This window comes from Enterobacter sp. UPMP2061, assembly GCF_053709615.1.
The window spans coordinates 132,501-154,283 of the sequence record NZ_JBSKJP010000004.1 but is presented as its reverse complement, the minus strand read 5'-3'; the positions used below and the strand labels follow the sequence as shown (position 1 = coordinate 154,283).

The following is a 21,783-nucleotide window of genomic DNA, read 5'->3' as shown; positions in this document are numbered from 1 at the left end:
TGAGCCGTAGGCCCGGTAAGCGTAACGCCACCGGGCAGGACGTCATTAGCGAGCAATTTCAACCTTCGCCAGTTTTTCGTAATAGCACGCTAACGCGCTGTGATCGGCGGTGCCCAGACCGTCCGCACGCAGCGCCTGCATCATCTCCATGACGGCGGCAGTCAGCGGCAGCTGCGCGCCCACGCCGTGGGAGGTATCCAGCGCATTCGCCAGATCCTTAATGTGCAGATCGATGCGGAAGCCCGGCCTGAAGTTACGATCCATCACCATCGGCGCCTTGGCATCCAGCACGGTGCTGCCCGCCAGACCACCGCGAATGGCCTGATAGACCAGATCCGGATTAACGCCCGCTTTGGTGGCCAGCGTCAGCGCTTCGGACATGGCCGCGATGTTCAACGCCACAATCACCTGGTTTGCCAGCTTGGTGACGTTGCCTGCACCAATTTCACCGGTGTGCACCACGGAGCCAGCCATGGCTTTCATCAGGTCGTAGTATTTGTCGAACACAGCTTTATCGCCCCCCACCATCACCGACAGGGTGCCGTCGATGGCTTTCGGTTCGCCGCCGCTGACCGGCGCATCCAGCATTTCCACGCCTTTCACTTTCAGCGCCTCGCTGATTTCGCGGCTTGCCAGCGGTGCGATAGAACTCATGTCGATCACCACCAGACCCGGCTTCGCGCCGTCGATAATGCCGTTCTCACCCAGCGCCACCTCTTTCACGTGCGGGGAGTTTGGCAGCATGGTGATAATCACGTCGCACTGCTCAGCAATCGCTTTTGCGGTTGTCGCCGTTTCTGCGCCAGCCGCAATCACCTCTGCCACCGCGTCTGAATTACGATCTAAAACCACCAGTGAGTAACCTGCTTTGATGAGGTTTTTGCTCATTGGTTTGCCCATGATACCCAGGCCAATAAAACCCACTTTCAGCGTCATAATCTGTTTCCTCAATGATGGTTATTTTTTAAAAGCGTCCGCTAATTTCTGCGTGGCGGCGCGGAATACGCCGAGATCGCTGCCCACGGCGACAAACGTTGCGCCCCACTCCAGGTAGCGGCGGGCATCGGCTTCCACTGGCGCCAGAATGCCGCACGGTTTACCGTGCGCTTTGGCACGGGCAAAAATGTGCTGAATTGCGCGCTGCACGTCCGGATGGCTGGCGTTGCCCAGATGACCAAAGGCGGCCGCCAGATCGCTCGGGCCGACGAAAATGCCGTCTACCCCCTCCGTCGCGGCAATAGCGTCGACGTTATCGACCCCCTGCTGGCTCTCGATCTGAACCAGAATGGTGATGTTCTTGTTGGACTGAGCGAAATAGTCCGGCACGGTGCCAAACATGTTGGCGCGGTGCGAGACGGACACGCCGCGGATCCCTTCCGGTGGATAGCGGGTCGCCGCCACGGCCAGCACCGCTTCTTCTTCCGTTTCAACAAACGGGATCAGGAAGTTGTAGAAGCCGATATCCAGCAGACGCTTGATGATCACCGGCTCGTTGGTGGGCACACGCACCACCGGCGCGCTGTGGCTGCCTTTCAGCGCCATCAGCTGCGGAATAAACGTGTTGATATCGTTTGGCGCATGTTCGCCGTCCAGCACCAGCCAGTCGAACCCGGCCAGGCCCAGCACTTCGGTGCTGATGGGGTTGGCCAGCGCAGACCAGCAGCCAATCTGAATCTGGTGCGCCGCGAGGGCCGCTTTAAATTTATTCGGGAAGATGTCGTTACTCATTACTTATACCTTTTTTAATTCCGCAGTTTTAGCCAGTAGCTTTTCTTATTTATTCCGACTCAGCGTCAGCGTTATATTTATTTTCCTGACTGAATTTTGGCGTTATAAAATCGTCATTCAGTATAATCGTCACCACCCGGCAGCACATTGTCTCAATGCTCAATTATCCAACGGGAGTGGCACGCTATTTTGAGCATATGCCCAACACAGTGGGCGCTGATGCACAGAATCAACGATTAGTGGTTCGGGAGCGATCGCGATCACATTCTCACCTTTCCTCTCCTGGCATTCTTTATTTCCTCAATAAGAAACAATTAACCATCTGGCTATATTTAGTATCAGATATTTTGCTGGAGAAGAGTGAACAATGGCCGATATTGAAATTCGACAGGCGTCGCCGACGGCGTTCTATATAAAAGTGCACGATACCGATAACGTGGCGATTATTGTCAACGACAATGGCTTAAAAGCTGGCACCCGCTTTCCGGATGGCCTGGAGCTGATTGAGCACATTCCGCAGGGGCATAAAGTCGCACTGGTCGATATCCCGGCGCAGGGCGAAATCGTGCGCTACGGCGAAGTCATCGGCTATGCGGTGCGCGCTATCCCGCAGGGTAGCTGGATTGAGGAGTCGCTGGTTGAGCTGCCCACCGCCCCGCCGCTGGAGTCGTTGCCGCTGGCTACCCGCGTCCCTGAGCCGTTGCCTCCGCTGGAGGGTTATACCTTCGAGGGTTACCGCAACGCGGATGGCAGCGTGGGAACCAAAAACCTGCTTGGCATCACCACCAGCGTGCATTGCGTGGCGGGCGTAGTGGATTATGTGGTGAAAATTATTGAGCGCGATCTGTTGCCGAAATACCCCAACGTTGACGGCGTGGTGGGTCTTAACCACCTGTACGGCTGCGGCGTGGCGATCAACGCGCCCGCAGCGGTCGTGCCGATCCGCACGATTCACAATATCGCCCTTAACCCAAACTTTGGCGGTGAGGTCATGGTGATTGGTCTCGGCTGTGAAAAATTGCAGCCAGAACGCCTGTTGCAGGGTACTGAGGATGTGAAAGCCATTCCGGTTGACGATGCCAGTGTTGTGCGACTTCAGGATGAACACCATGTCGGCTTCAGATCGATGGTCGACGACATTTTACAGGTGGCAGAGCACCATCTGGAGAAGCTGAACAAACGCCAGCGTGAAACCTGCCCGGCCTCTGAACTGGTCGTTGGGACACAGTGTGGCGGCAGCGATGCGTTTTCCGGCGTCACCGCCAACCCGGCAGTCGGTTATGCCTCCGATCTGTTCGTGCGCTGCGGCGCCACGGTGATGTTCTCCGAAGTCACCGAAGTACGTGATGCTATCCACCTGCTCACGCCGCGCGCCGTCAACGAAGAGGTGGGCAAACGCCTGCTGGAGGAGATGGCCTGGTACGATAACTATCTCGACATGGGCAAAACCGACCGCAGCGCCAACCCGTCTCCGGGTAACAAGAAAGGCGGTCTGGCCAACGTGGTGGAAAAGGCCCTCGGGTCGATTGCCAAATCCGGCCAGAGCGCGATTGTGGAAGTGCTCTCCCCTGGCCAGCGACCAACCAAACGCGGTCTGATCTACGCGGCAACGCCTGCCAGTGATTTCGTGTGCGGTACCCAGCAGGTAGCATCCGGCATTACGGTACAGGTCTTTACCACCGGGCGCGGCACGCCGTACGGCCTGATGGCGGTACCGGTGATCAAAATGGCGACCCGCACCGAGCTGGCAAACCGCTGGTATGACTTAATGGATATCAACGCGGGCACCATCGCCACCGGGGAAGAGAGTATTGAAGAGGTGGGCTGGAAGCTGTTCCACTTCATTCTGGATGTGGCAAGCGGGCGGAAGAAAACCTTCTCCGATCAATGGGGATTGCATAACTCGCTGGCGGTGTTTAACCCGGCGCCGGTGACGTGATGGCCCCTCACCCTGTCCTCTCCCCACCAGGGAGAGGGTAAAAAACCGCACCGGGCAGTCCCCTCTCCCCTATGGAGCTGAGGGTTCCCCACAAAATAATGCCTGCACAGACGGCCCCCTCTCCCTTGAGGGAGAGGGCTGGGGTGAGGGGGAACATACGGCTCTGGTGGTCATTCCGTTCACTTTATGTTCCTTGCTACTCTGTCACGACATGACCGGTGAACGTGCCAGGGTGGCTCAGTCGCCACCACCCTGGCGACCCGGGCTTCCGGCGGTAAATCGCCGCTTCGCGGTGCCTTCGGCTTATTCCTTCCGGCTTATCGGGGACGGGCGGAGGTAACATCCCTGTAAAGCCCGCCCTCTCGGCGCATCCCTGCGCCTCGCCCCGGCCTACAGGAAACGCCTCAGCGATTTACAGCCGGACCGAGGCATCGCTGAAAGCCCTCAGTTATTCTGAGGCAACGTTATCGCTTTTGCTTTCAAATTACTGGGGAACCCTCTCCCTATGGGGAGAGGGTTAGGGAGAGGGGAAAAGCCTCTTTAGACCAGCACCACATCGATCCCGCTTTTGCGTAAACCTTCCAGGCTTTCCGCCGGAATGCCTTCATCAACGATAATCATGTCGATCCGCTGGGTATCAATAATTTTATGCAGGCTTGAACGATTAAACTTGCTGGAGTCCGTGACAACGATAATACGCTCCGCCACCTCGCACATTTTGCGGTTCAGACGGGCTTCATCCTCGTTGTGCGTACTCACCCCCCGGTCGAGATCGATGGCATCGACGCCCAGGAACAGCAGGTCAAAATGGTAATTCTGTAAGGACTGCTCCGCCTGGTCGCCGTAGAAGGACTGCGACTGACGGCGCAAGTGCCCGCCGGTCATCAGCAGCTCTACGCCCTCCGCTTCCAGTAGTGCATTTGCCACGTTCATCCCGTTGGTCATGGCAATGACATCGGTGTGCTGGCGCAGCATGCGGGCAATTTCAAAGGTTGTGGTGCCGGAGTCCAGAATAATGCGGTGACCCGGCTTCACCAGTTCAGCCGCCGCCTGCGCGATGCTGCGCTTCACTGCCGTATTAAGGGAACTTTTGTCCTCAACGGACGGCTCCACGCCGGGGGCATTGCCTTCGCAAATCAGCGCGCCGCCGTAAGCGCGAACGGCAATCCCCTGCTTTTCCAGAAAGGCCAGATCGTTACGGATCGTCACCGTCGACACGCCGAATAAAAGAGAAAGATCGTTAACCTGCACGCTTCCCTGCGCCCGCAACCGCTGAATGATCTGCTCTCGCCTTTCACTGGTGCCGGTGATGCGCTTCTCTGCGGATGAATCGGTGCTGCTCATACGAGCTCCTTAGTAAATACACTTTCGTTTCATTTCGTTTTGCTTATTAACGCCTTTCTTTTGAGGGAATGCAAGCCCTGTATGGTGGGCGGACGCAAGCTTAACCGCCGCTGAAACCTTTCATTATGTTTCTTTTGTGAAACAGATCGGAAAACTATTATCTTTCGTTTTATTTTTACCTCACCATAATGCAGTATCAAATGAAACAAAACGAAAGATGAATACCAACACCATCCGAAATGGAGAGGAAAGTGAAACATCTGACAGAAATGGTGGAACAACATAAACGGGGGAATACAAACGGGATTTATGCCGTCTGTTCCGCACATCCACTGGTACTTGAAGCTGCACTACGTTACGCCCATTCACAACAGACGCCCCTGCTGATAGAAGCCACCTCAAACCAGGTGGATCAGTTTGGCGGTTATACCGGTATGACGCCCGCCGATTTTTATGGGTTTGTCTGCAAGCTGGCGGGATCTCTTGGTTTCCCCACCTCGCAGCTGATCCTTGGCGGCGATCATTTAGGTCCAAACCGCTGGCAAAACCTGCCGGCTTCGCAGGCGATGGCGAACGCCGACGATCTGATCAGAAGCTACGTGGCGGCCGGATTTAAAAAAATTCACCTCGATTGCAGCATGTCCTGCGAAGACGACCCGGTTCCGTTAACCGATGCAATCGTTGCCGGGCGTGCCGCTCGGCTGGCTAAAATTGCCGAAACCACCTGTCTCGAGCAATTTGGCGTAGCCGATCTGGTCTACGTTATCGGCACGGAAGTTCCGGTTCCCGGTGGGGCACACGAGACGCTGACCGAGCTTGAGGTCACCACGCCAGAGGCGGCACGCGCCACGCTTGAGGCACACCGCCACGCATTCGAGAAGGAAGGGTTAAGCGACATCTGGCCGCGCATTATTGGCCTGGTGGTTCAGCCTGGCGTTGAGTTCGACCATGCGCAGGTTTGTGACTATCAACCGCATAAAGCCGTCGCGCTGAGCGAGATGGTTGAAGCCTACGACACGCTTGTATTTGAAGCACACTCTACCGATTACCAGACGCCGCAGGCGCTGCGCCAGTTGGTGAAAGATCACTTCGCCATTCTGAAAGTCGGCCCTGCGCTAACCTTCGCGCTGCGCGAAGCGCTGTTCTCACTGGCAGCACTTGAAGAAGAGCTGCTGCCGGCAAAAGCCTGCTCAGGGCTGCGTCACGTCCTGGAAAACGTGATGCTCGATCGCCCGGAATACTGGCAAAGCCACTATCACGGCGACGGCAATGCCCGTCGCCTGGCGCGCGGTTACAGCTATTCCGACCGCGTGCGCTATTACTGGCCAGACAGCCAGATTGACGACGCCTTTGAGCGGCTGGTACGCAACCTGGCGGATGAACCGATCCCGCTGCCGCTGATCAGCCAGTATCTGCCGTTGCAGTACAGCAAAGTTCGCGATGGCGCTCTCAGGTCCACACCACGGGAACTCATCCTCGACCACATTCAGGACATACTCCAGCAGTACCATGCCGCCTGCGAAGGCGTAACGACTCAACACGCATAATTAAAAAGAGGAAAACGCTATGCCAAACATTGTCTTATGCCGCATTGATGAACGCCTGATCCACGGTCAGGTGGGCGTACAGTGGGTGGGGTTTGCGGGGGCGAACCTGGTGCTGGTGGCAAATGACGAGGTTGCAGACGATCCGGTTCAGCAAAACCTGATGGAGATGGTGCTGGCGGAAGGCATCGCCGTGCGTTTCTGGTCCCTGCAAAAAGTGATCGACAACATTCATCGCGCCGCCGACCGGCAGAAAATTCTGCTGGTCTGTAAAACACCGGCTGATTTTTTAACGCTGGTCGAGGGCGGCGTGCCCATCACCCGTATTAACGTCGGAAATATGCATTACGCCAGTGGCAAACAGCAAATTGCCAAAACGGTATCTGTAGACGCGAACGATATCGCCGCGTTTAACGGCCTGAAGGCGGCCGGAGTGGAATGCTTCGTTCAGGGCGTTCCAACAGAGACTGCTTTGGATCTCTTTAAACTGCTCTGAGGGATTCACAATGGAAATCAGTCTGTTGCAGGCTTTCGCGCTGGGGCTTCTCGCCTTTATAGCGGGCCTGGATATGTTTAACGGCTTAACACACATGCACCGTCCGGTGGTGCTCGGGCCACTGGTTGGCCTGATTCTGGGCGATTTGCACACCGGAATTCTGACCGGCGGTACGTTAGAACTGGTCTGGATGGGACTCGCGCCGCTGGCGGGCGCGCAGCCGCCAAACGTGATTATCGGCACCATCGTTGGCACCACATTTGCCATTACTACAGGCGTGAAGCCGGATGTCGCCGTTGGGGTCGCCGTGCCGTTTGCCGTGGCGGTTCAGATGGGGATCACTTTCCTCTTCTCGGTGATGTCCGGCGTGATGTCCCGCTGCGATCGCATGGCGGCTAACGCAGACACCCGTGGTATTGAACGGGTCAACTATCTGGCACTGCTGGCGCTCGGCGTCTTCTACTTCCTGTGCGCGTTTCTGCCCATCTACTTCGGGGCTGAACATGCGAAAACCGCCATTGACGTGCTGCCGGAACGTCTGATCGACGGTCTCGGCGTCGCGGGCGGCATTATGCCAGCGATCGGCTTCGCCGTGCTGCTGAAGATCATGATGAAAAACGTTTACATCCCTTACTTCATTATCGGCTTTGTCGCCGCGGCCTGGCTGAAACTCCCGGTGCTGGCGATTGCCGCGGCTGCGCTGGCGATGGCGCTGATCGACCTGCTGCGCAAATCGCCTGAACCCACGGCGCCTGCGGCCCAGAAAGAGGAATTTGAAGATGGCATCTAATCACACCACCCTGCCGGGCGTGTCTGAAAGTGAAGAGACACTGCTGACCGGCGTGAATGAAAACGTCTACGAAGACCAGCGTATTGGCGCTGAACTAACGAAAAAGGATATTAACCGTGTCGCCTGGCGTTCCATGCTGCTACAGGCCTCGTTTAACTACGAGCGTATGCAGGCCTCCGGCTGGCTGTATGGGCTACTGCCCGCGCTGAAAAAGATCCACACCAATAAGCGGGACCTGGCGCGCGCCATGAAAGGTCATATGGGTTTCTTTAACACCCACCCGTTCCTGGTGACCTTCGTCATCGGCATTATTCTGGCAATGGAGCGTTCCAAACAGGATGTGAACAGCATCCAGAGCACTAAAATTGCCGTCGGCGCACCGCTCGGTGGCATTGGTGACGCCATGTTCTGGCTGACCCTGCTGCCCATCTGCGGGGGGATTGGCGCCAGCCTTGCGCTACAGGGCTCCATTCTTGGCGCGGTGGTCTTTATCGTGCTGTTTAACGTGGTGCATCTCGGCCTGCGTTTTGGTCTGGCGCACTATGCGTACCGAATGGGTGTCGCCGCGATCCCTCTGATCAAGGCCAACACCAAAAAGGTTGGTCATGCTGCGTCCATTGTCGGGATGACAGTGATCGGCGCGCTGGTCGCTACCTACGTGCGCCTGAATACCACACTCGAGATTAAAGCCGGGGATGCAGTCGTCAAACTGCAAACCGATGTGATCGACAAACTGATGCCCGCCTTTCTGCCGCTGGTCTATACCCTGACCATGTTCTGGCTGGTACGCCGTGGCTGGAGCCCGCTGCGCCTGATTGGTATCACCGTGGTGCTGGGCGTTGTCGGTAAATTCTGTCACTTCCTGTAATAAGCAAAGAGGTTGCGATGTTAGGCATTATTTTGACGGGTCACGGCGGTTTTGCCAGCGGGCTGGAACAGGCGATGAAGCAAATCCTCGGCGAACAGCCGCAGTTTATCGCCATCGATTTTCCGGAAAGCTCCACCACTGCGCGGCTGACCGCGCAGCTTGAGCAGGCAGTGAATGAACTGGATGCAGAGCACGATATCGTGTTTCTCACCGATCTTCTCGGCGGTACGCCGTTTCGTGTGGCCTCTACCCTCGCGATGCAGCGCCCCGGCAGCGAAGTGATCACCGGCACCAATCTCCAGCTTTTGCTGGAGATGGTTCTGGAGCGCGACGGATTAAGCAGTGAAGCCTTTCGTTTGCAGGCGCTGGAGTGCGGCCATCGCGGCCTGACCAGCCTGGTGGATGAACTTGCACGCTGTCGCGAGGAAGCGCCCGCCGAGGAAGGGATATGAGCCAGCTGCTGCGCGCGCGTCGTCTGCTTACCGGGCAGGGCTGGCTGGATGACCATCAGCTGCGTATGGATAGAGGCGTCATCACCGCCATCGAGCCGATTCCGGCAGGGGTTAATACCCGCGAGGCAGACCTGCTTTGCCCGGCATACATTGATATCCACGTCCACGGCGGCGCGGGTGTGGATGTGATGGATGATGCGCCCGACGTGCTGGACCGGTTAGCCATGCACAAAGCGCGTGAAGGCGTGGGGGCGTTTCTGCCTACCACCGTCACCGCTCCGCTGGAGGCGATCCATGGCGCGTTACGGCGCATTGCCCGGCGCTGTCATGCCGGTGGCCCCGGTGCGCAGATCCTGGGCAGCTATCTGGAAGGCCCGTACTTTACACCGCAGAACAAAGGGGCGCACCCGCCAGAACTGTTTCGCGAACTGGATCTCGCGGAACTTGATGAGCTGATTGCGGTTTCGCAGAACACGCTGCGGGTGGTGGCGCTTGCTCCGGAAAAAGTGGATGCCCTGAAGGCGATCCATCACCTCAAGCAAAAAGGGATACGCGTCATGCTGGGCCACAGTGCCGCTACATACGCGCAAACCCTCGCCGCATTTGATGCAGGCGCAGCCGGGCTGGTGCACTGCTACAACGGCATGACGGGGTTACACCACCGGGAGCCCGGCATGGTTGGCGCCGGGCTTACGGACCCACGCGCGTGGCTGGAGCTTATTGCCGACGGGCATCACGTTCATCCTGGAGCCATGCGGTTATGTTGTTGCTGCGCGAAGGATCGTACGGTGCTGATTACCGATGCCATGCAGGCGGCGGGTATGCCTGATGGGCGCTATACGTTGTGTGGTGAAAATGTCGAGATGCAGGGCGGCGTTGTCCGCACGGCCTCAGGCGGGCTGGCGGGCAGCACGCTCGCGCTGGATGCCGCCGTGCGAAATATGGTGGAGCATACGGGGATCGCCCCAGAAAACGCAATCCATATGGCCTCGCTGCATCCTGCTCGTCTGCTCGGTATGGATCACCTGCTGGGAACGTTAGCGCCAGGCAAACGCGCCAATGTTCTTGCGCTGGATGCGGGTTTACACCTCCGGCAGATCTGGATCCAGGGTCAGGCTCTTTCCCTGTAGCCCCTTCACAGTGTGCCCTGTTGGCCTTACGGAAGACGATCGTAAGGCCTTTCTTTTCCTTTCCTTGATTTTCGCCTTTCCTTTCGCGATCACACTTTTCGTTTTATTTCTTTTTCGCCATTGAACTTTCGATTTCTTTTCTATAAATTTTATTTAACTGCTAAAGTGAACAAGTGAAACGAAACGAAAGATAGCGACACATTTGCCAGCGTCTGATGTGGAATTCACACGACTAAGGACTGAGTTATGCCACAAACCACTATCGCCACCACCGGCACCTGGACCGAAAAAGAGATCCGCCAGCAGCCAGCCAGCTGGCTTCGCTCGCTCAACAATATTGATAATCTGCGCGCGTCGATCGACAGTTTTCTGACGCCACTGTTGCGCAAGCCCGATCTGCGGATCGTTCTGACCGGCGCGGGCACGTCCGCTTTTATTGGCGACATCATTGCGCCATGGCTTGCCAGCCACACGGGGAAAAACATCACCGCGATACCTACGACCGATCTGGTCACCAACCCGATGGATTATTTCAGCCCTTCGCACCCGCTGCTGCTGGTCTCTTTCGCCCGTTCTGGCAATAGCCCGGAGAGCGTCGCCGCCGTTGAGCTGGCGAATCAGTTTGTACCGGAGTGCTACCACCTGTCGATCACCTGTAATGAAGCAGGCAGCCTGTACCAGAATGCCGTCGACAGCGATAACGCCTGCGCTCTGCTCATGCCAGCCGAAACGCACGATCGCGGGTTCGCGATGACAAGCAGCATCACCACCATGATGGCGAGCTGCCTGGCGGTATTCGCACCGGAAACGATCAACAGCAAAACGTTCCGCGACGTGTCCGATCGCTGTCAGGCGATCCTCACATCGCTTGGCGATTTCAGTCCCGGCGTCTTTGGTAACGAACCGTGGAAACGCATTGTTTATCTGGGCAGCGGTGGATTACAGGGCGCCGCACGGGAGTCTGCGCTGAAGGTGCTGGAGCTGACCGCCGGCAAGCTGGCGGCATTCTACGATTCGCCCACGGGTTTCCGTCACGGGCCTAAGTCGCTGGTGGACAACGAAACGCTGGTCGTCGTGTTTGTCTCCAGCCATCCGTATACGCGTCAGTACGATCGGGATCTGCTCGCCGAGCTGCGACGCGATCGTCAGGCTATGCGCGTGGTAGCCATTGCAGCCGAAACGGATCCGGTCATTGAAGCTGGCCCGCATATCCTGCTGCCGCCTTCCCGTTCATTTAACGATATGGAGCAGGCGTTCTGCTTCCTGATGTACGCCCAGGTCTTCGCACTGACCCAGTCTCTGCACGTTGGCAATACGCCGGATACGCCATCCGCTAGCGGTACGGTTAACCGTGTGGTCCAGGGCGTCGTTATTCATCCGTGGCAGGCTTAAGAGGACAGGCTCATGAGTATTATTTCTACCAAATATCTTTTGCAGGACGCACAGGCGAAGGGCTATGCCGTTCCGGCCTTTAACATCCATAACGCCGAGACGATCCAGGCGATCCTCGAAGTCTGTAGCGAAATGCGATCGCCGGTGATCCTCGCGGGTACGCCGGGGACGTTTAAACATATTGCGCTGGAAGAGATCTACGCCTTGTGCAACGCGTATTCCCTTACTTATGACATGCCGCTGGCGCTACACCTCGATCACCACGAATCGCTGGACGACATTCGCCGCAAAGTCCATGCCGGCGTACGTAGCGCAATGATCGACGGTAGCCATTACCCCTTCGAACAAAACGTCAAGCTGGTGAAATCGGTCGTCGATTTCTGCCACCTCAACGACTGTAGCGTCGAGGCCGAACTGGGCCGACTGGGCGGAGTGGAAGATGACATGAGCGTCGACGCCGAAAGCGCATTCCTGACCGACCCGCAGGAAGCAAAACGCTTTGTCGAACTGACAGGCGTGGACAGCCTCGCCGTTGCCATCGGTACCGCGCACGGTCTTTATACCAAACGCCCAAAAATCGACTTCCAGCGGCTGGCCGAGATCCGTGAGGTAGTGACAGTGCCGCTGGTGCTGCACGGTGCGAGTGATGTGCCGGATGAGGATGTGCGCCGCACCATTGAGCTGGGCGTCTGCAAAGTTAACGTCGCAACAGAGCTGAAAATCGCCTTCTCTCACGCTGTCAAAGCCTGGTTTGCCGAGAACCCACAGGGCAACGATCCGCGCTTCTACATGCGCGTCGGCATGGATGCCATGAAAGAGGTGGTCAGAAGCAAAATCACCGTTTGCGGCTCGGCGAACCGGCTGCTGCTTGCGACTGAAGCCTGAACCCATCGCGCATAACGTTAGTACCTAAAAAAATAACTATAAGCCTCGCAAATATGAAGGCGCGTCCTTAAGCCGGACAGCGCCTTCCATTATCCTAAAAAACCGAGGAGTCCCTACATGACACAGGAAAAGTCGTTTAAATCGAAAGCGTGGGAGTTTTTCCAGAGCCTGGGAAAGACGTTTATGTTCCCGGTCTCACTGTTGGCCTTTATGGGGTTGTTGTTAGGTATCGGTAGTTCTGTCACCAGCCCTTCCACCATCAAAAGTTTTCCCTTTCTGGGCGGCGAGTTAACGCAGCTCACCTTTGGTTTTATCGCCATGGTCGGCGGCTTTGCTTTTACCTATCTGCCGCTGATGTTTGCCATGGCGATCCCGATGGGCCTTGCCAGACGTAATAAAGCGGTGGGCGCTTTTGCCGGATTCGTTGGCTACATGCTGATGAACATGAGCATCAACTACTACCTGACCGCCACCCACCAGCTTGCGGATGCCGCCACCATGAGACAGGTGGGACAATCCATTGTGCTTGGCATTCAAACGCTGGAGATGGGCGTGCTCGGCGGCATTGTGGTAGGGGTGATCACCTACTTCCTGCACGAGCGTTTCCAGGACACGGTGCTGCACGACGCGTTTGCCTTCTTTAGCGGCATTCGTTTTGTACCGATTGTTACTGCCCTCACCCTGTCGCTGGTCGGCTTGTTCATCCCCCTGCTGTGGGAATATGTGGCAATGGGCATTGCCGGGATTGGTCATATCATCCAGAGCACCAGCGTCTTTGGGCCATTCCTGTATGGCGTGGGCGTACTGCTGCTCAAACCTTTTGGCCTGCACCACATCCTGCTGGCGATGGTGCGCTTCACCCCGGCGGGCGGCATTGAGATGGTTAACGGCCAGGAAGTGGCCGGTGCGCTGAACATTTTCTACGCCGAGCTGAAAGCTGGCCTGCCGTTTAGCCCGCACGTTACGGCATTTTTATCGCAAGGGTTTATGCCGACCTTTATCTTCGGCCTGCCTGCCGTGGCTTACGCTATCTACCGCACCGCGCGCCCGGAAAACCGTCCGGTGATCAAAGGGCTGCTGCTTTCAGGCGTGCTGGTTTCAGTTGTCACGGGTATTTCAGAGCCGATTGAGTTCCTGTTCCTGTTTATTGCCCCTGTACTTTACGCGTTTCATATCGTTATGTCTGGCCTGGCGCTGATGGTGATGGCGCTGCTCGGCGTCACCATCGGCAACACCGACGGCGGCATTCTGGATCTGCTGATCTTCGGCGTCATGCAGGGGATGTCGACCAAATGGTATCTGCTGTTCCCGGTGGGTATTGCCTGGTTTGCTATCTACTTCTTCGTCTTCCGCTGGTACATCCTCAGGCACGATATTAAAACGCCGGGCCGTGAGGTTGACGCGCAGGGTGCGCTCCAGGCGGTGGAGGCCAATACCCGGGCACGTGGAAAATCGAAATACGATCATGGGCTTATTCTTCGCGCGCTTGGCGGTAAAGAGAATATTGAGTCGCTCGACAACTGCATCACCCGCTTACGTCTGGTGGTAAAAGATATGGGGCTTATCGACCAGCAGGCGCTGAAGGCCGCGGGCGCCTTGTCAGTAGTGGTGCTTGATGCCCACAGCGTTCAGGTGATCATCGGCCCGCAGGTGCAGAGCGTCAAATCCGGCATTGAAGCCTTAATTTAACAGGGGGTCGTTGTGTTTGATTTCGACAGAATCATTGAGCGTAAAAGCGATAAATGCCGTAAATGGGATCATACGTTTGTGTGCTCGCGTTTCGGTGATGTCCCGGAGGGATTTATCCCGCTGTGGATAGCAGATATGGATTTCACCTCGCCACCCGCCGTGATTGAAGGCTTCCAGCGCATCGTGGAGCATGGCACCTTCGGTTACACCTGGTGCTTCGACGAATTCTACGATGCGGTCATCGCCTTCCAGCGTAGCCGTCATCAGGTTGAGGTGCATAAGTCATGGATCACCCTGACCTACGGCACCGTTTCCACGCTGCACTATACGGTTCAGGCGTTCTGCAAACCCGGCGACTGCGTGATGATGAATACCCCGGTGTATGACCCGTTTGCGATGGCGACACAGCGACAGGGCGTGCGGGTGCTTGCAAATCCGCTGAGCGTGAAGGAAAACCGCTATCAGCTGGATTTTAATCTGATTGAAGTTCAGCTCAAAACTCACCGTCCAAAACTGTGGTTCTTCTGCTCGCCGCATAACCCCTCGGGCCGAATCTGGCGCGCGGATGAGATACGTCAGGTGTCCGATCTCTGTAAGCGCTACGGCACGATTCTGGTGGTTGATGAGGTTCACGCCGAGCACATTCTGGACGGTACATTCGTCAGTTGTCTGACTTCGGGCTGTGCCGCCCAGGACAACCTGATTGTGCTGACCTCCCCCAATAAAGCCTTCAACCTTGGCGGGCTAAAAACATCCTACTCAATGATTCCAGACGATTCGCTGCGCCAGCGTTTCCGCCAGCAGTTGGAGAAGAACTCCATTACCTCGCCCAATATCTTCGGCGTGTGGGGAATTATTCTGGCTTATCAGCAAGGTCTGCCATGGCTCGACGCGCTGAATGGTTATCTGCGCGGCAATGCCCGCTACCTTGCGGATGCCATCCAGACCCATTTCCCTGCATGGAAGATGATGAACCCGGAGTCGTCGTATCTCGCCTGGATAGACGTCAGTGCGGACGATCGCAGTGCGACGGCGCTAACTCAACATTTCGCAAAACAGGCTGGCGTGGTCATTGAAGATGGCAGCCACTACGTACAAAACGGCGAAAACTACCTGCGTATTAACTTCGGCACCCAGCGCTACTGGCTGGAACAGTCCATCAACCGAATGCTGAAGCATTACTGATAAGGATCTTACCCCGATGAAAAAAATGCTCACTCTCTCGCTGCTGACTCTCTGTGTTTCTCATGGTGCGGCAGCAGCAAACTACGCGCTCAGTAACGACAATATTGCCCTTTCGTTTGATGATGCAAACGCAACGGTAGTGGTAACGGACAGCAAAGCTAACCATCCGCTCACGCCCCAGGAGTTGTTCTTTCTGACGCTACCGGATGAAACAAAAATCCACACCGCTGATTTCAAAATCAAGCACGTCGAAAAGCAGGACAATGCGATAGTCATCGACTTTACGCATCCGGATTTTATCGTAACGGTGAAACTGAACCTGGTGAAGGGAAAATACGCCAGCATTGGCTACACCATCGCCGCCGTCGGGCAGCCGCGGGACGTAGCGAAAATTACCTTCTTCCCGACGAAGAAGCAGTCTCAGGCACCTTACGTTGACGGGGCGATTAACAGCTCGCCAATCGTGGCCGACTCGTTCTTCATCCTGCCAGACAAACCGATTGTGAATACTTACGCTTATGAAGCCACCACGAACCTCAACGTGGAGCTGAAAACGCCAATTCTGCCTGAGACACCGGTTAGTTTTACCACCTGGTTCGGCACTTTCCCGGAAACTAATCAGCTGCGCCGCAGCGTAAACCAGTTTATCGATGCCGTGCGTCCGCGGCCTTATAAGCCTTACCTGCACTACAACAGCTGGATGGACATCGGCTTCTTTACCCCTTACTCCGAGCAGGATGTCATTGGGCGGATGGACGAATGGAATAAAGAATTTATTGCCGGACGCGGGGTGGCGCTGGACGCGTTCCTGCTGGACGATGGCTGGGACGATCGCACCGGACGCTGGCTGTTTGGCCCGGCATTCAGCAACGGTTTTGGCAAAGTCAGGGAAAAAGCCGACAGCCTGCATAGCTCGGTTGGGCTGTGGCTTTCACCGTGGGGCGGTTACAACAAGCCGCGCGATATTCGCGTCTCGCATGCAAAAGAGTATGGTTTCGAAACCGTAGACGGCAAGCTGGCGCTGTCGGGGCCGAACTATTTTAAAAACTTTAACGATCAGATCATCAAGCTGATCAAAAACGAGCATATTACCTCGTTCAAGCTCGACGGAATGGGTAACGCCAATTCGCATATCAAGGGCAGCCCATTTGCATCGGATTTTGACGCGTCCATTGCCCTGCTGCACAACATGCGCAGCGCAAATCCGAACCTGTTTATCAACCTGACCACCGGCACCGACGCCAGCCCGTCCTGGCTGTTCTATGCTGATTCAATCTGGCGTCAGGGCGATGATATCAACCTGTACGGCCCCGGCACGCCAGTGCAGCAGTGGATGACCTACCGCGATGCCGAAACCTGGCGATCCATCGTGCGTAAAGGTCCGCTGTTCCCGCTGAACTCACTGATGTACCACGGGATCGTCAGCGCAGAGAACGCTTACTATGGACTCGAGAAAGTGCAAACAGACAGCGATTTTGCCGATCAGGTCTGGAGCTACTTTGCAACCGGAACTCAGCTTCAGGAGCTGTACATTACGCCGTCCATGCTGAATAAGGCGAAGTGGGATACCCTGGCGCAGGCCGCGAAATGGTCGCGTGAGAATGCCAGCGTGCTGGTGGATACTCACTGGATTGGCGGTGACCCAACTTCGCTTGAGGTTTACGGCTGGGCCTCATGGAGTAAAGACAAAGCGATTTTTGGCTTACGAAACCCGTCGGATAAACCGCAACGTTACTTCCTGGATTTAACCAAAGATTTTGAGATCCCGGCAGGAGAGCGTTCCCAGTTTACCCTGAAAGCCGTGTACGGCAGTAATTCGACCGTACCAGAGGAGTATAAAAACGCTGTGGTGATTACGCTGCAACCGCTGGAAACGCTGGTGTTTGAGGCGATGCCGGGGAAATAAAAAGTGTTCAGCTGGCAGGTTAAGCCATGACCTGCCAGCTTCCCCCTTTCCTTGCCCCAAGGCGTTTTAATTTACCTTTTGTTTGCAAAGAACGAAGATAACGTTCCGCGGTGCGGGAAGTCACGCCCAATACAGAGGCCAACATCACCGCAGTCATTTGCGGTTGAACGGTAAGCAATTCAAGGATAGTGTGTTCCTTTTCCGACAATTCTTCCGACATTTTTTCCGACATGGCGGATGTCATATCGATGCCTTCCCGCAAAGCTTCGGCCAAATTTTGCAACATAAACGCCACGAATGCCGTGCAGTCACTGGCCCGATCGCATTGTCCTAAAATCTGATAATAGCGCGCTTGCTGGAAGTGAATGAGTGTTTCAACGGGCAGCCATGCAAGTTCTGCACGCCACTGGCTTAAGATCAACGTTTGCCACAGCCGCCCCATGCGGCCATTTCCATCCGAAAAGGGATGAATAAATTCAAACTCGTAGTGAAATACCGAACTGGCAATCAGCGGGTGAAGATCGGTTTGCTTAAGCCAGGAAAGAAGATCGTCGATAAGGCGGTTCATCTGTGAGGCTGGCGGAGCCATGTGGACTAACTGGTTTCCACGGTACACCCCTACGTCCCCATTTCTGAGCTTTCCGGGATGATCGACCAGACCCATCATTAATAATCGGTGTGCACTGAGTAAGTCGTTGAGCTTCCAGGGCTTCCATTCGGGCAGTTTCTCATATGCCAGGATAGCATTGCGTACTTCCTGAATATCTTTTTCAGGTGCAAGCACGCGTTTGCCATCCATGATTGCCGTCACCTGCCCTGTCGTCAGCGAGTTGTGCTCAATGGCTAGCGATGCCTGAATAGTTCGAATACGGTTCTCTTTACGCAGGAGTGGCGAAGTTCTGCCTGAATGTGCCGCCCAATGCCCCAATAGTTCACCAATCTCAACCACCTGATTGAGGATAAAGGGTGTGATGGTGAAGGGAGGCTGATAGCGGCTCATTTGGCTTACTCCCCCTGCTGCTCCAGCGCATATTTATACAGCGCATTTTTCTTCACGCCGTGGATCTCCGCCGCCAGCGCCGCTGCTTTTTTCAGGGGGAGTTCAGCCTGTAGCAAAGCCAGCGTACGCAGCGCATCGGCAGGCAGAGCGTCTTCCTGCGCTTTGTGGCCTTCAACAATCAGCACCATTTCGCCCTTGCGGCGGTTTTCATCCTCTTTCACCCACGCCAGCAGTTCGCCAACCGGCGCACCGTGAATGGTTTCCCACGTTTTGGTCAGCTCGCGCGCCAGCACCACATAGCGGGCTTCGCCCCAGACGGTCACCATATCTTCCAGGCTTTCCAGCAGACGGTGGGTTGATTCGTAGAAGATCAACGTACGCGGTTCAGCTTCCAGATCCTTTAACACATCGCGACGGCCTTTGGATTTAGCAGGCAGGAAACCTTCGTAGCAGAAACGATCGGACGGCAGACCCGCAGCGCTTAACGCCGCAATCGCCGCGCACGGCCCCGGCAGCGGCACAACGCGGATGCCAGCTTCCCGGCAGGTGCGTACCAGATGGTAGCCCGGATCGTTGATCAGCGGCGTTCCCGCATCGGAGACCAGCGCGATGTTCTGCCCTTCTTTAAGCTTCGCCACCAGCGTTTCGGCTTTTTGTTGCTCATTGTGATCGTGCAGGGCAAACAAACGGGCGTTGATGGCAAAGTGTTGTAGCAGTAAACCGGTATGACGGGTGTCTTCAGCCGCAATTAAATCAACAGCTTGCAATACGGTGAGCGCACGTTGGGTAATATCAGACAAATTCCCGATAGGAGTAGGTACAATATAAAGCTGGCCTTGAGAATTATCTGCCGTTTCGTGTTGTTTCATTGTTTCGTCCGTATTGCCGATTTAATATTGAGCATTGCGTAAAAAAATCACTGGATACAGTATGGTACCGTTAACGTTTCTTCGAAAAAAAGCCGCGCACAGCGTGCCCCTCCTGCTGGCAGCCCTGATCTTTACCGGCTGCGGCACCCAGGCACCTGACCAGAGCACTGCTCATATGCAGGGATCCGCTCAGGCTGATTCTGGCTTTTATCTGCAACAAATGTCGCAGAGTACAAATGATACCAGGATCAACTGGCAATTACTCGCCATTCGTGCACTGCTGAAAGAAGGGAAAACCCAGCAGGCCGCCGAGCTGTTCAGCCAGCTGCCGCAGGATCTTAACGACACTCAGCGCCATGAGCAGACGCTGCTGTCGGCAGAACTGAAGGTCGCGCAAAAAGATTACGACGGCGCGAAGAAGATCCTCGGCACCATCGATCTCAGCACGCTGGATAAAAACCAGCAGGCCCGTTTCTGGCAGGCCGGTATCACCGCTGAGCAGGGTCGCCCTTCCCTGACGCTACTCCGCGCGCTGATTGCCCAGGAGCCTCTGCTCGCGGGTGCAGACAAGCAAAAAAATATTGACGCAACCTGGCAGGCGCTCGCCTCCATGACCCAGGATCAGGCCAAGGCGCTGGTAATCAACGCCGATGAAAATGTCCTGCAAGGCTGGCTGGATCTGCAACAGATGTGGTTCAACAACCGAAGCGATCCGAACATGCTGAAAGCCGGCATTACCGACTGGCAAAAGCGTTACCCGCAAAACCCGGGAGCGAAAATGCTGCCAACGCAGCTGGTGAACGTGCAAAACTTTAAGCCCGCCTCCACCAGCAAAATCGCCCTGCTGCTGCCGTTAAACGGTCAGGCTGCGGTGTTTGGTCGCGCCATTCAGCAAGGTTTTGAAGCCGCGAAAAACGGCACCACCGCCGTCAGCGGCAGCGCGGTTCCGGCGCAGGCTGCACAGGCGGCGAATGTGAATGACGTTGTCAGCCCGTCCGCCGCCGAAACCAGCGACCTGACCACCGCGCAAACCCCTGCGCAGGGCACCATGCAGAATCCGGTTACCGCCCCAACGACGCAGCCTGCTACCCCAGCGCCTGCGGCAACACAGGCCCCGGCTGAAACACCGGCGCCCGCGACGGCAGAACAACCTCAGCCGCAAACCGCGCAGCCGGAACAGCAGCCAGCAACCCAGCCGCAGGCTGTGGCCACCACCAGCGCTAATCCTGGTGCAGAGTTGAAAATCTACGACACCAGCGCCCAGCCGCTTGACCAGGTGCTGGCGCAGGTTCAGCAGGACGGGGCCAGCATCGTTGTCGGCCCGCTGTTGAAAAACAACGTGGAAGCGCTGATGAAGAGCAACACCACGCTGAACGTGCTGGCGCTTAACCAGCCTGAGCAGGTTCAGAACCGCGCCAATATCTGTTACTTCGCCCTCTCTCCGGAGGATGAAGCCCGCGATGCGGCCCGCCATATTCACGAGCAGGGCAAGCAGGCGCCGCTGCTGCTGATCCCACGCAGCACGCTGGGCGATCGCGTTGCCAACGCGTTTGCGCAAGAGTGGCAGACCCTTGGCGGTGGCGTGGTGTTGCAGCAGAAATTTGGCTCAGCTTCCGAACTGAGAGCGGGCGTGAACGGCGGGGCAGGTATTGCCCTCAACGGTAGCCCGGTATCCGCCAGCCTGCCGCAGCAGCAGAGCGTCACCATCGGCGGTCTGACGATCCCGGCACCACCTACCGACGCGCAAATCAGCGGCGGCGGTAAAGTGGATTCGGCGTACATCGTCGCTACGCCGGAAGAGATCGCCTTTATCAAACCGATGATCGCCATGCGTAACGGCAGCCAGAGCGGTGCAACGCTCTACGCCAGCTCACGCAGCGCACAGGGTACCGCAGGCCCGGATTTCCGTCTGGAAATGGAAGGACTGCAATACAGCGAGATCCCCATGCTGGCAGGCAGCAACCCGCAGTTGATGCAGCAGGCGCTGGGCGCGGTGCGCAATGACTATTCCCTGGCGCGTCTGTACGCGATGGGCGTCGATGCCTGGGCGCTGGCAAACCACTTCACCCAGATGCGTCAGGTACCGGGCTTCGAGCTTAACGGGAATACCGGCGATCTGACCGCCGATCAGGATTGTGTGATTAACAGGAAGTTATCATGGCTCAAATACCAGCAGGGGCAGATTGTCCCGGCCAGTTAAGCCGTAAACAGACCGGCGACGCGTGGGAGTTAAAGGCGCGTCGCTGGCTTGAAGGCAAAGGACTGCGCTTTGTCGCCGCCAACGTTCGCGGGCGCGGCGGCGAGATTGACCTGATCATGAAAGACGGTCAGACCATCGTGTTTGTTGAAGTTCGCTACCGACAGTCGTCCCGTTTTGGCGGTGCTGCCGCCAGCGTGACGCTCGCCAAACAACAAAAATTATTACAGACTGCCCACTTGTGGCTTGCCCGCCATAATGGGAGTTTTGATACTGTGGATTGCCGTTTCGATGTGGTAGCCTTCACCGGAAATGCGATCGACTGGCTTAAAAACGCGTTTGGCGAAGACGCATAAATAAGATTTTAAA

19 protein-coding genes are annotated in these 21,783 nt (G+C 56.3%); 14 read left to right on the top strand and 5 right to left on the bottom strand.

The window, feature by feature from the left end; all coding sequences use genetic code 11:
• Nucleotides 1-45: 45 nt before the first annotated feature.
• On the bottom strand, nt 46-936 hold the full coding sequence (garR, locus tag ACWKXX_RS11320) for a 2-hydroxy-3-oxopropionate reductase (protein ID WP_015571956.1): 891 nt from the start codon (nt 934-936) through the stop codon (nt 46-48).
• 21 nt (nt 937-957) lie between these two features.
• Complete coding sequence (garL, locus tag ACWKXX_RS11315; protein WP_003862676.1) at nt 958-1,728, bottom strand: 2-dehydro-3-deoxyglucarate aldolase; 771 nt, start codon at nt 1,726-1,728, stop codon at nt 958-960.
• A 367-nt stretch (nt 1,729-2,095) separates the two neighbouring features.
• On the opposite strand from garL, the gene garD reads away from it, so the two are divergent.
• Nucleotides 2,096-3,667, top strand: coding sequence for a galactarate dehydratase (garD, locus tag ACWKXX_RS11310; RefSeq protein WP_015571957.1), 1,572 nt, complete (start codon nt 2,096-2,098; stop codon nt 3,665-3,667).
• 540 nt (nt 3,668-4,207) lie between these two features.
• Here garD and ACWKXX_RS11305 read toward each other — a convergent pair.
• Nucleotides 4,208-5,011: a DeoR family transcriptional regulator gene (locus ACWKXX_RS11305; RefSeq protein ID WP_017693937.1), complete on the bottom strand. Its 804-nt coding sequence runs from the start codon at nt 5,009-5,011 to the stop codon at nt 4,208-4,210.
• A 239-nt stretch (nt 5,012-5,250) separates the two neighbouring features.
• Between ACWKXX_RS11305 and kbaZ the strand changes: the two genes are divergently transcribed.
• The 11 genes from kbaZ to ACWKXX_RS11250 all read left to right on the top strand — a co-directional run bounded on the left by kbaZ (nt 5,251) and on the right by ACWKXX_RS11250 (nt 17,348).
• Entirely contained in the window at nt 5,251-6,558 is a 1,308-nt protein-coding gene (gene kbaZ, locus ACWKXX_RS11300) for a tagatose-bisphosphate aldolase subunit KbaZ (protein WP_261665971.1), read from the top strand.
• Between the two features lie 19 nt (nt 6,559-6,577).
• Nucleotides 6,578-7,051, top strand: a complete 474-nt coding sequence (gene agaV / locus ACWKXX_RS11295) for a PTS N-acetylgalactosamine transporter subunit IIB (RefSeq protein WP_003861728.1) — start codon at nt 6,578-6,580, stop codon at nt 7,049-7,051.
• A gap of 10 nt (nt 7,052-7,061) precedes the next feature.
• Nucleotides 7,062-7,841: a PTS N-acetylgalactosamine transporter subunit IIC gene (agaW, locus tag ACWKXX_RS11290; RefSeq protein ID WP_003861730.1), complete on the top strand. Its 780-nt coding sequence runs from the start codon at nt 7,062-7,064 to the stop codon at nt 7,839-7,841.
• Nucleotides 7,831-8,709 (top strand): PTS N-acetylgalactosamine transporter subunit IID, encoded by an 879-nt coding sequence (gene agaE / locus ACWKXX_RS11285; protein WP_017382440.1) that lies wholly within the window; start codon nt 7,831-7,833, stop codon nt 8,707-8,709. The genes agaW and agaE overlap by 11 nt, the downstream gene beginning before the upstream one ends.
• Nucleotides 8,710-8,726: 17 nt before the next feature.
• Nucleotides 8,727-9,161 (top strand): PTS galactosamine/N-acetylgalactosamine transporter subunit IIA, encoded by a 435-nt coding sequence (gene agaF / locus ACWKXX_RS11280; protein ID WP_017382441.1) that lies wholly within the window; start codon nt 8,727-8,729, stop codon nt 9,159-9,161.
• Nucleotides 9,158-10,291 carry an N-acetylglucosamine-6-phosphate deacetylase gene (gene nagA / locus ACWKXX_RS11275; RefSeq protein ID WP_017382442.1) on the top strand — a complete coding sequence of 378 codons (1,134 nt, stop codon included), beginning with the start codon at nt 9,158-9,160 and terminating at the stop codon, nt 10,289-10,291. Before agaF ends, nagA begins: the two co-directional genes overlap by 4 nt.
• A 246-nt stretch (nt 10,292-10,537) precedes the next feature.
• Nucleotides 10,538-11,683, top strand: a complete 1,146-nt coding sequence (locus ACWKXX_RS11270) for an SIS domain-containing protein (protein ID WP_015571960.1) — start codon at nt 10,538-10,540, stop codon at nt 11,681-11,683.
• Nucleotides 11,684-11,695: 12 nt separating this feature from the next.
• Nucleotides 11,696-12,568, top strand: coding sequence for a tagatose-bisphosphate aldolase subunit KbaY (gene kbaY / locus ACWKXX_RS11265; protein ID WP_261665970.1), 873 nt, complete (start codon nt 11,696-11,698; stop codon nt 12,566-12,568).
• A 117-nt stretch (nt 12,569-12,685) separates the two neighbouring features.
• On the top strand, nt 12,686-14,257 hold the full coding sequence (gene malX / locus ACWKXX_RS11260) for a maltose/glucose-specific PTS transporter subunit IIBC (protein ID WP_017693930.1): 1,572 nt from the start codon (nt 12,686-12,688) through the stop codon (nt 14,255-14,257).
• A 12-nt stretch (nt 14,258-14,269) separates the two neighbouring features.
• Nucleotides 14,270-15,442, top strand: coding sequence for a MalY/PatB family protein (locus tag ACWKXX_RS11255; protein ID WP_032104417.1), 1,173 nt, complete (start codon nt 14,270-14,272; stop codon nt 15,440-15,442).
• 16 nt (nt 15,443-15,458) lie between these two features.
• A complete protein-coding gene (locus ACWKXX_RS11250) occupies nt 15,459-17,348 on the top strand; it encodes an alpha-galactosidase (protein WP_023304487.1) in 1,890 nt (629 codons plus the stop codon).
• 19 nt (nt 17,349-17,367) lie between these two features.
• Here the strand turns inward: ACWKXX_RS11250 and ACWKXX_RS11245 are convergent, their stop codons facing one another.
• Nucleotides 17,368-18,348 carry a Fic family protein gene (locus ACWKXX_RS11245; protein WP_017693927.1) on the bottom strand — a complete coding sequence of 327 codons (981 nt, stop codon included), beginning with the start codon at nt 18,346-18,348 and terminating at the stop codon, nt 17,368-17,370.
• A 5-nt stretch (nt 18,349-18,353) separates the two neighbouring features.
• Nucleotides 18,354-19,217 (bottom strand): 16S rRNA (cytidine(1402)-2'-O)-methyltransferase, encoded by an 864-nt coding sequence (gene rsmI, locus ACWKXX_RS11240; protein ID WP_029739643.1) that lies wholly within the window; start codon nt 19,215-19,217, stop codon nt 18,354-18,356.
• Nucleotides 19,218-19,278: 61 nt separating this feature from the next.
• Between rsmI and ACWKXX_RS11235 the strand changes: the two genes are divergently transcribed.
• On the top strand, nt 19,279-21,417 hold the full coding sequence (locus tag ACWKXX_RS11235) for a penicillin-binding protein activator (RefSeq protein ID WP_023295491.1): 2,139 nt from the start codon (nt 19,279-19,281) through the stop codon (nt 21,415-21,417).
• Nucleotides 21,375-21,770, top strand: coding sequence for a YraN family protein (locus ACWKXX_RS11230; protein ID WP_003861751.1), 396 nt, complete (start codon nt 21,375-21,377; stop codon nt 21,768-21,770). The genes ACWKXX_RS11235 and ACWKXX_RS11230 overlap by 43 nt, the downstream gene beginning before the upstream one ends.
• Nucleotides 21,771-21,783 lie beyond the last annotated feature (13 nt).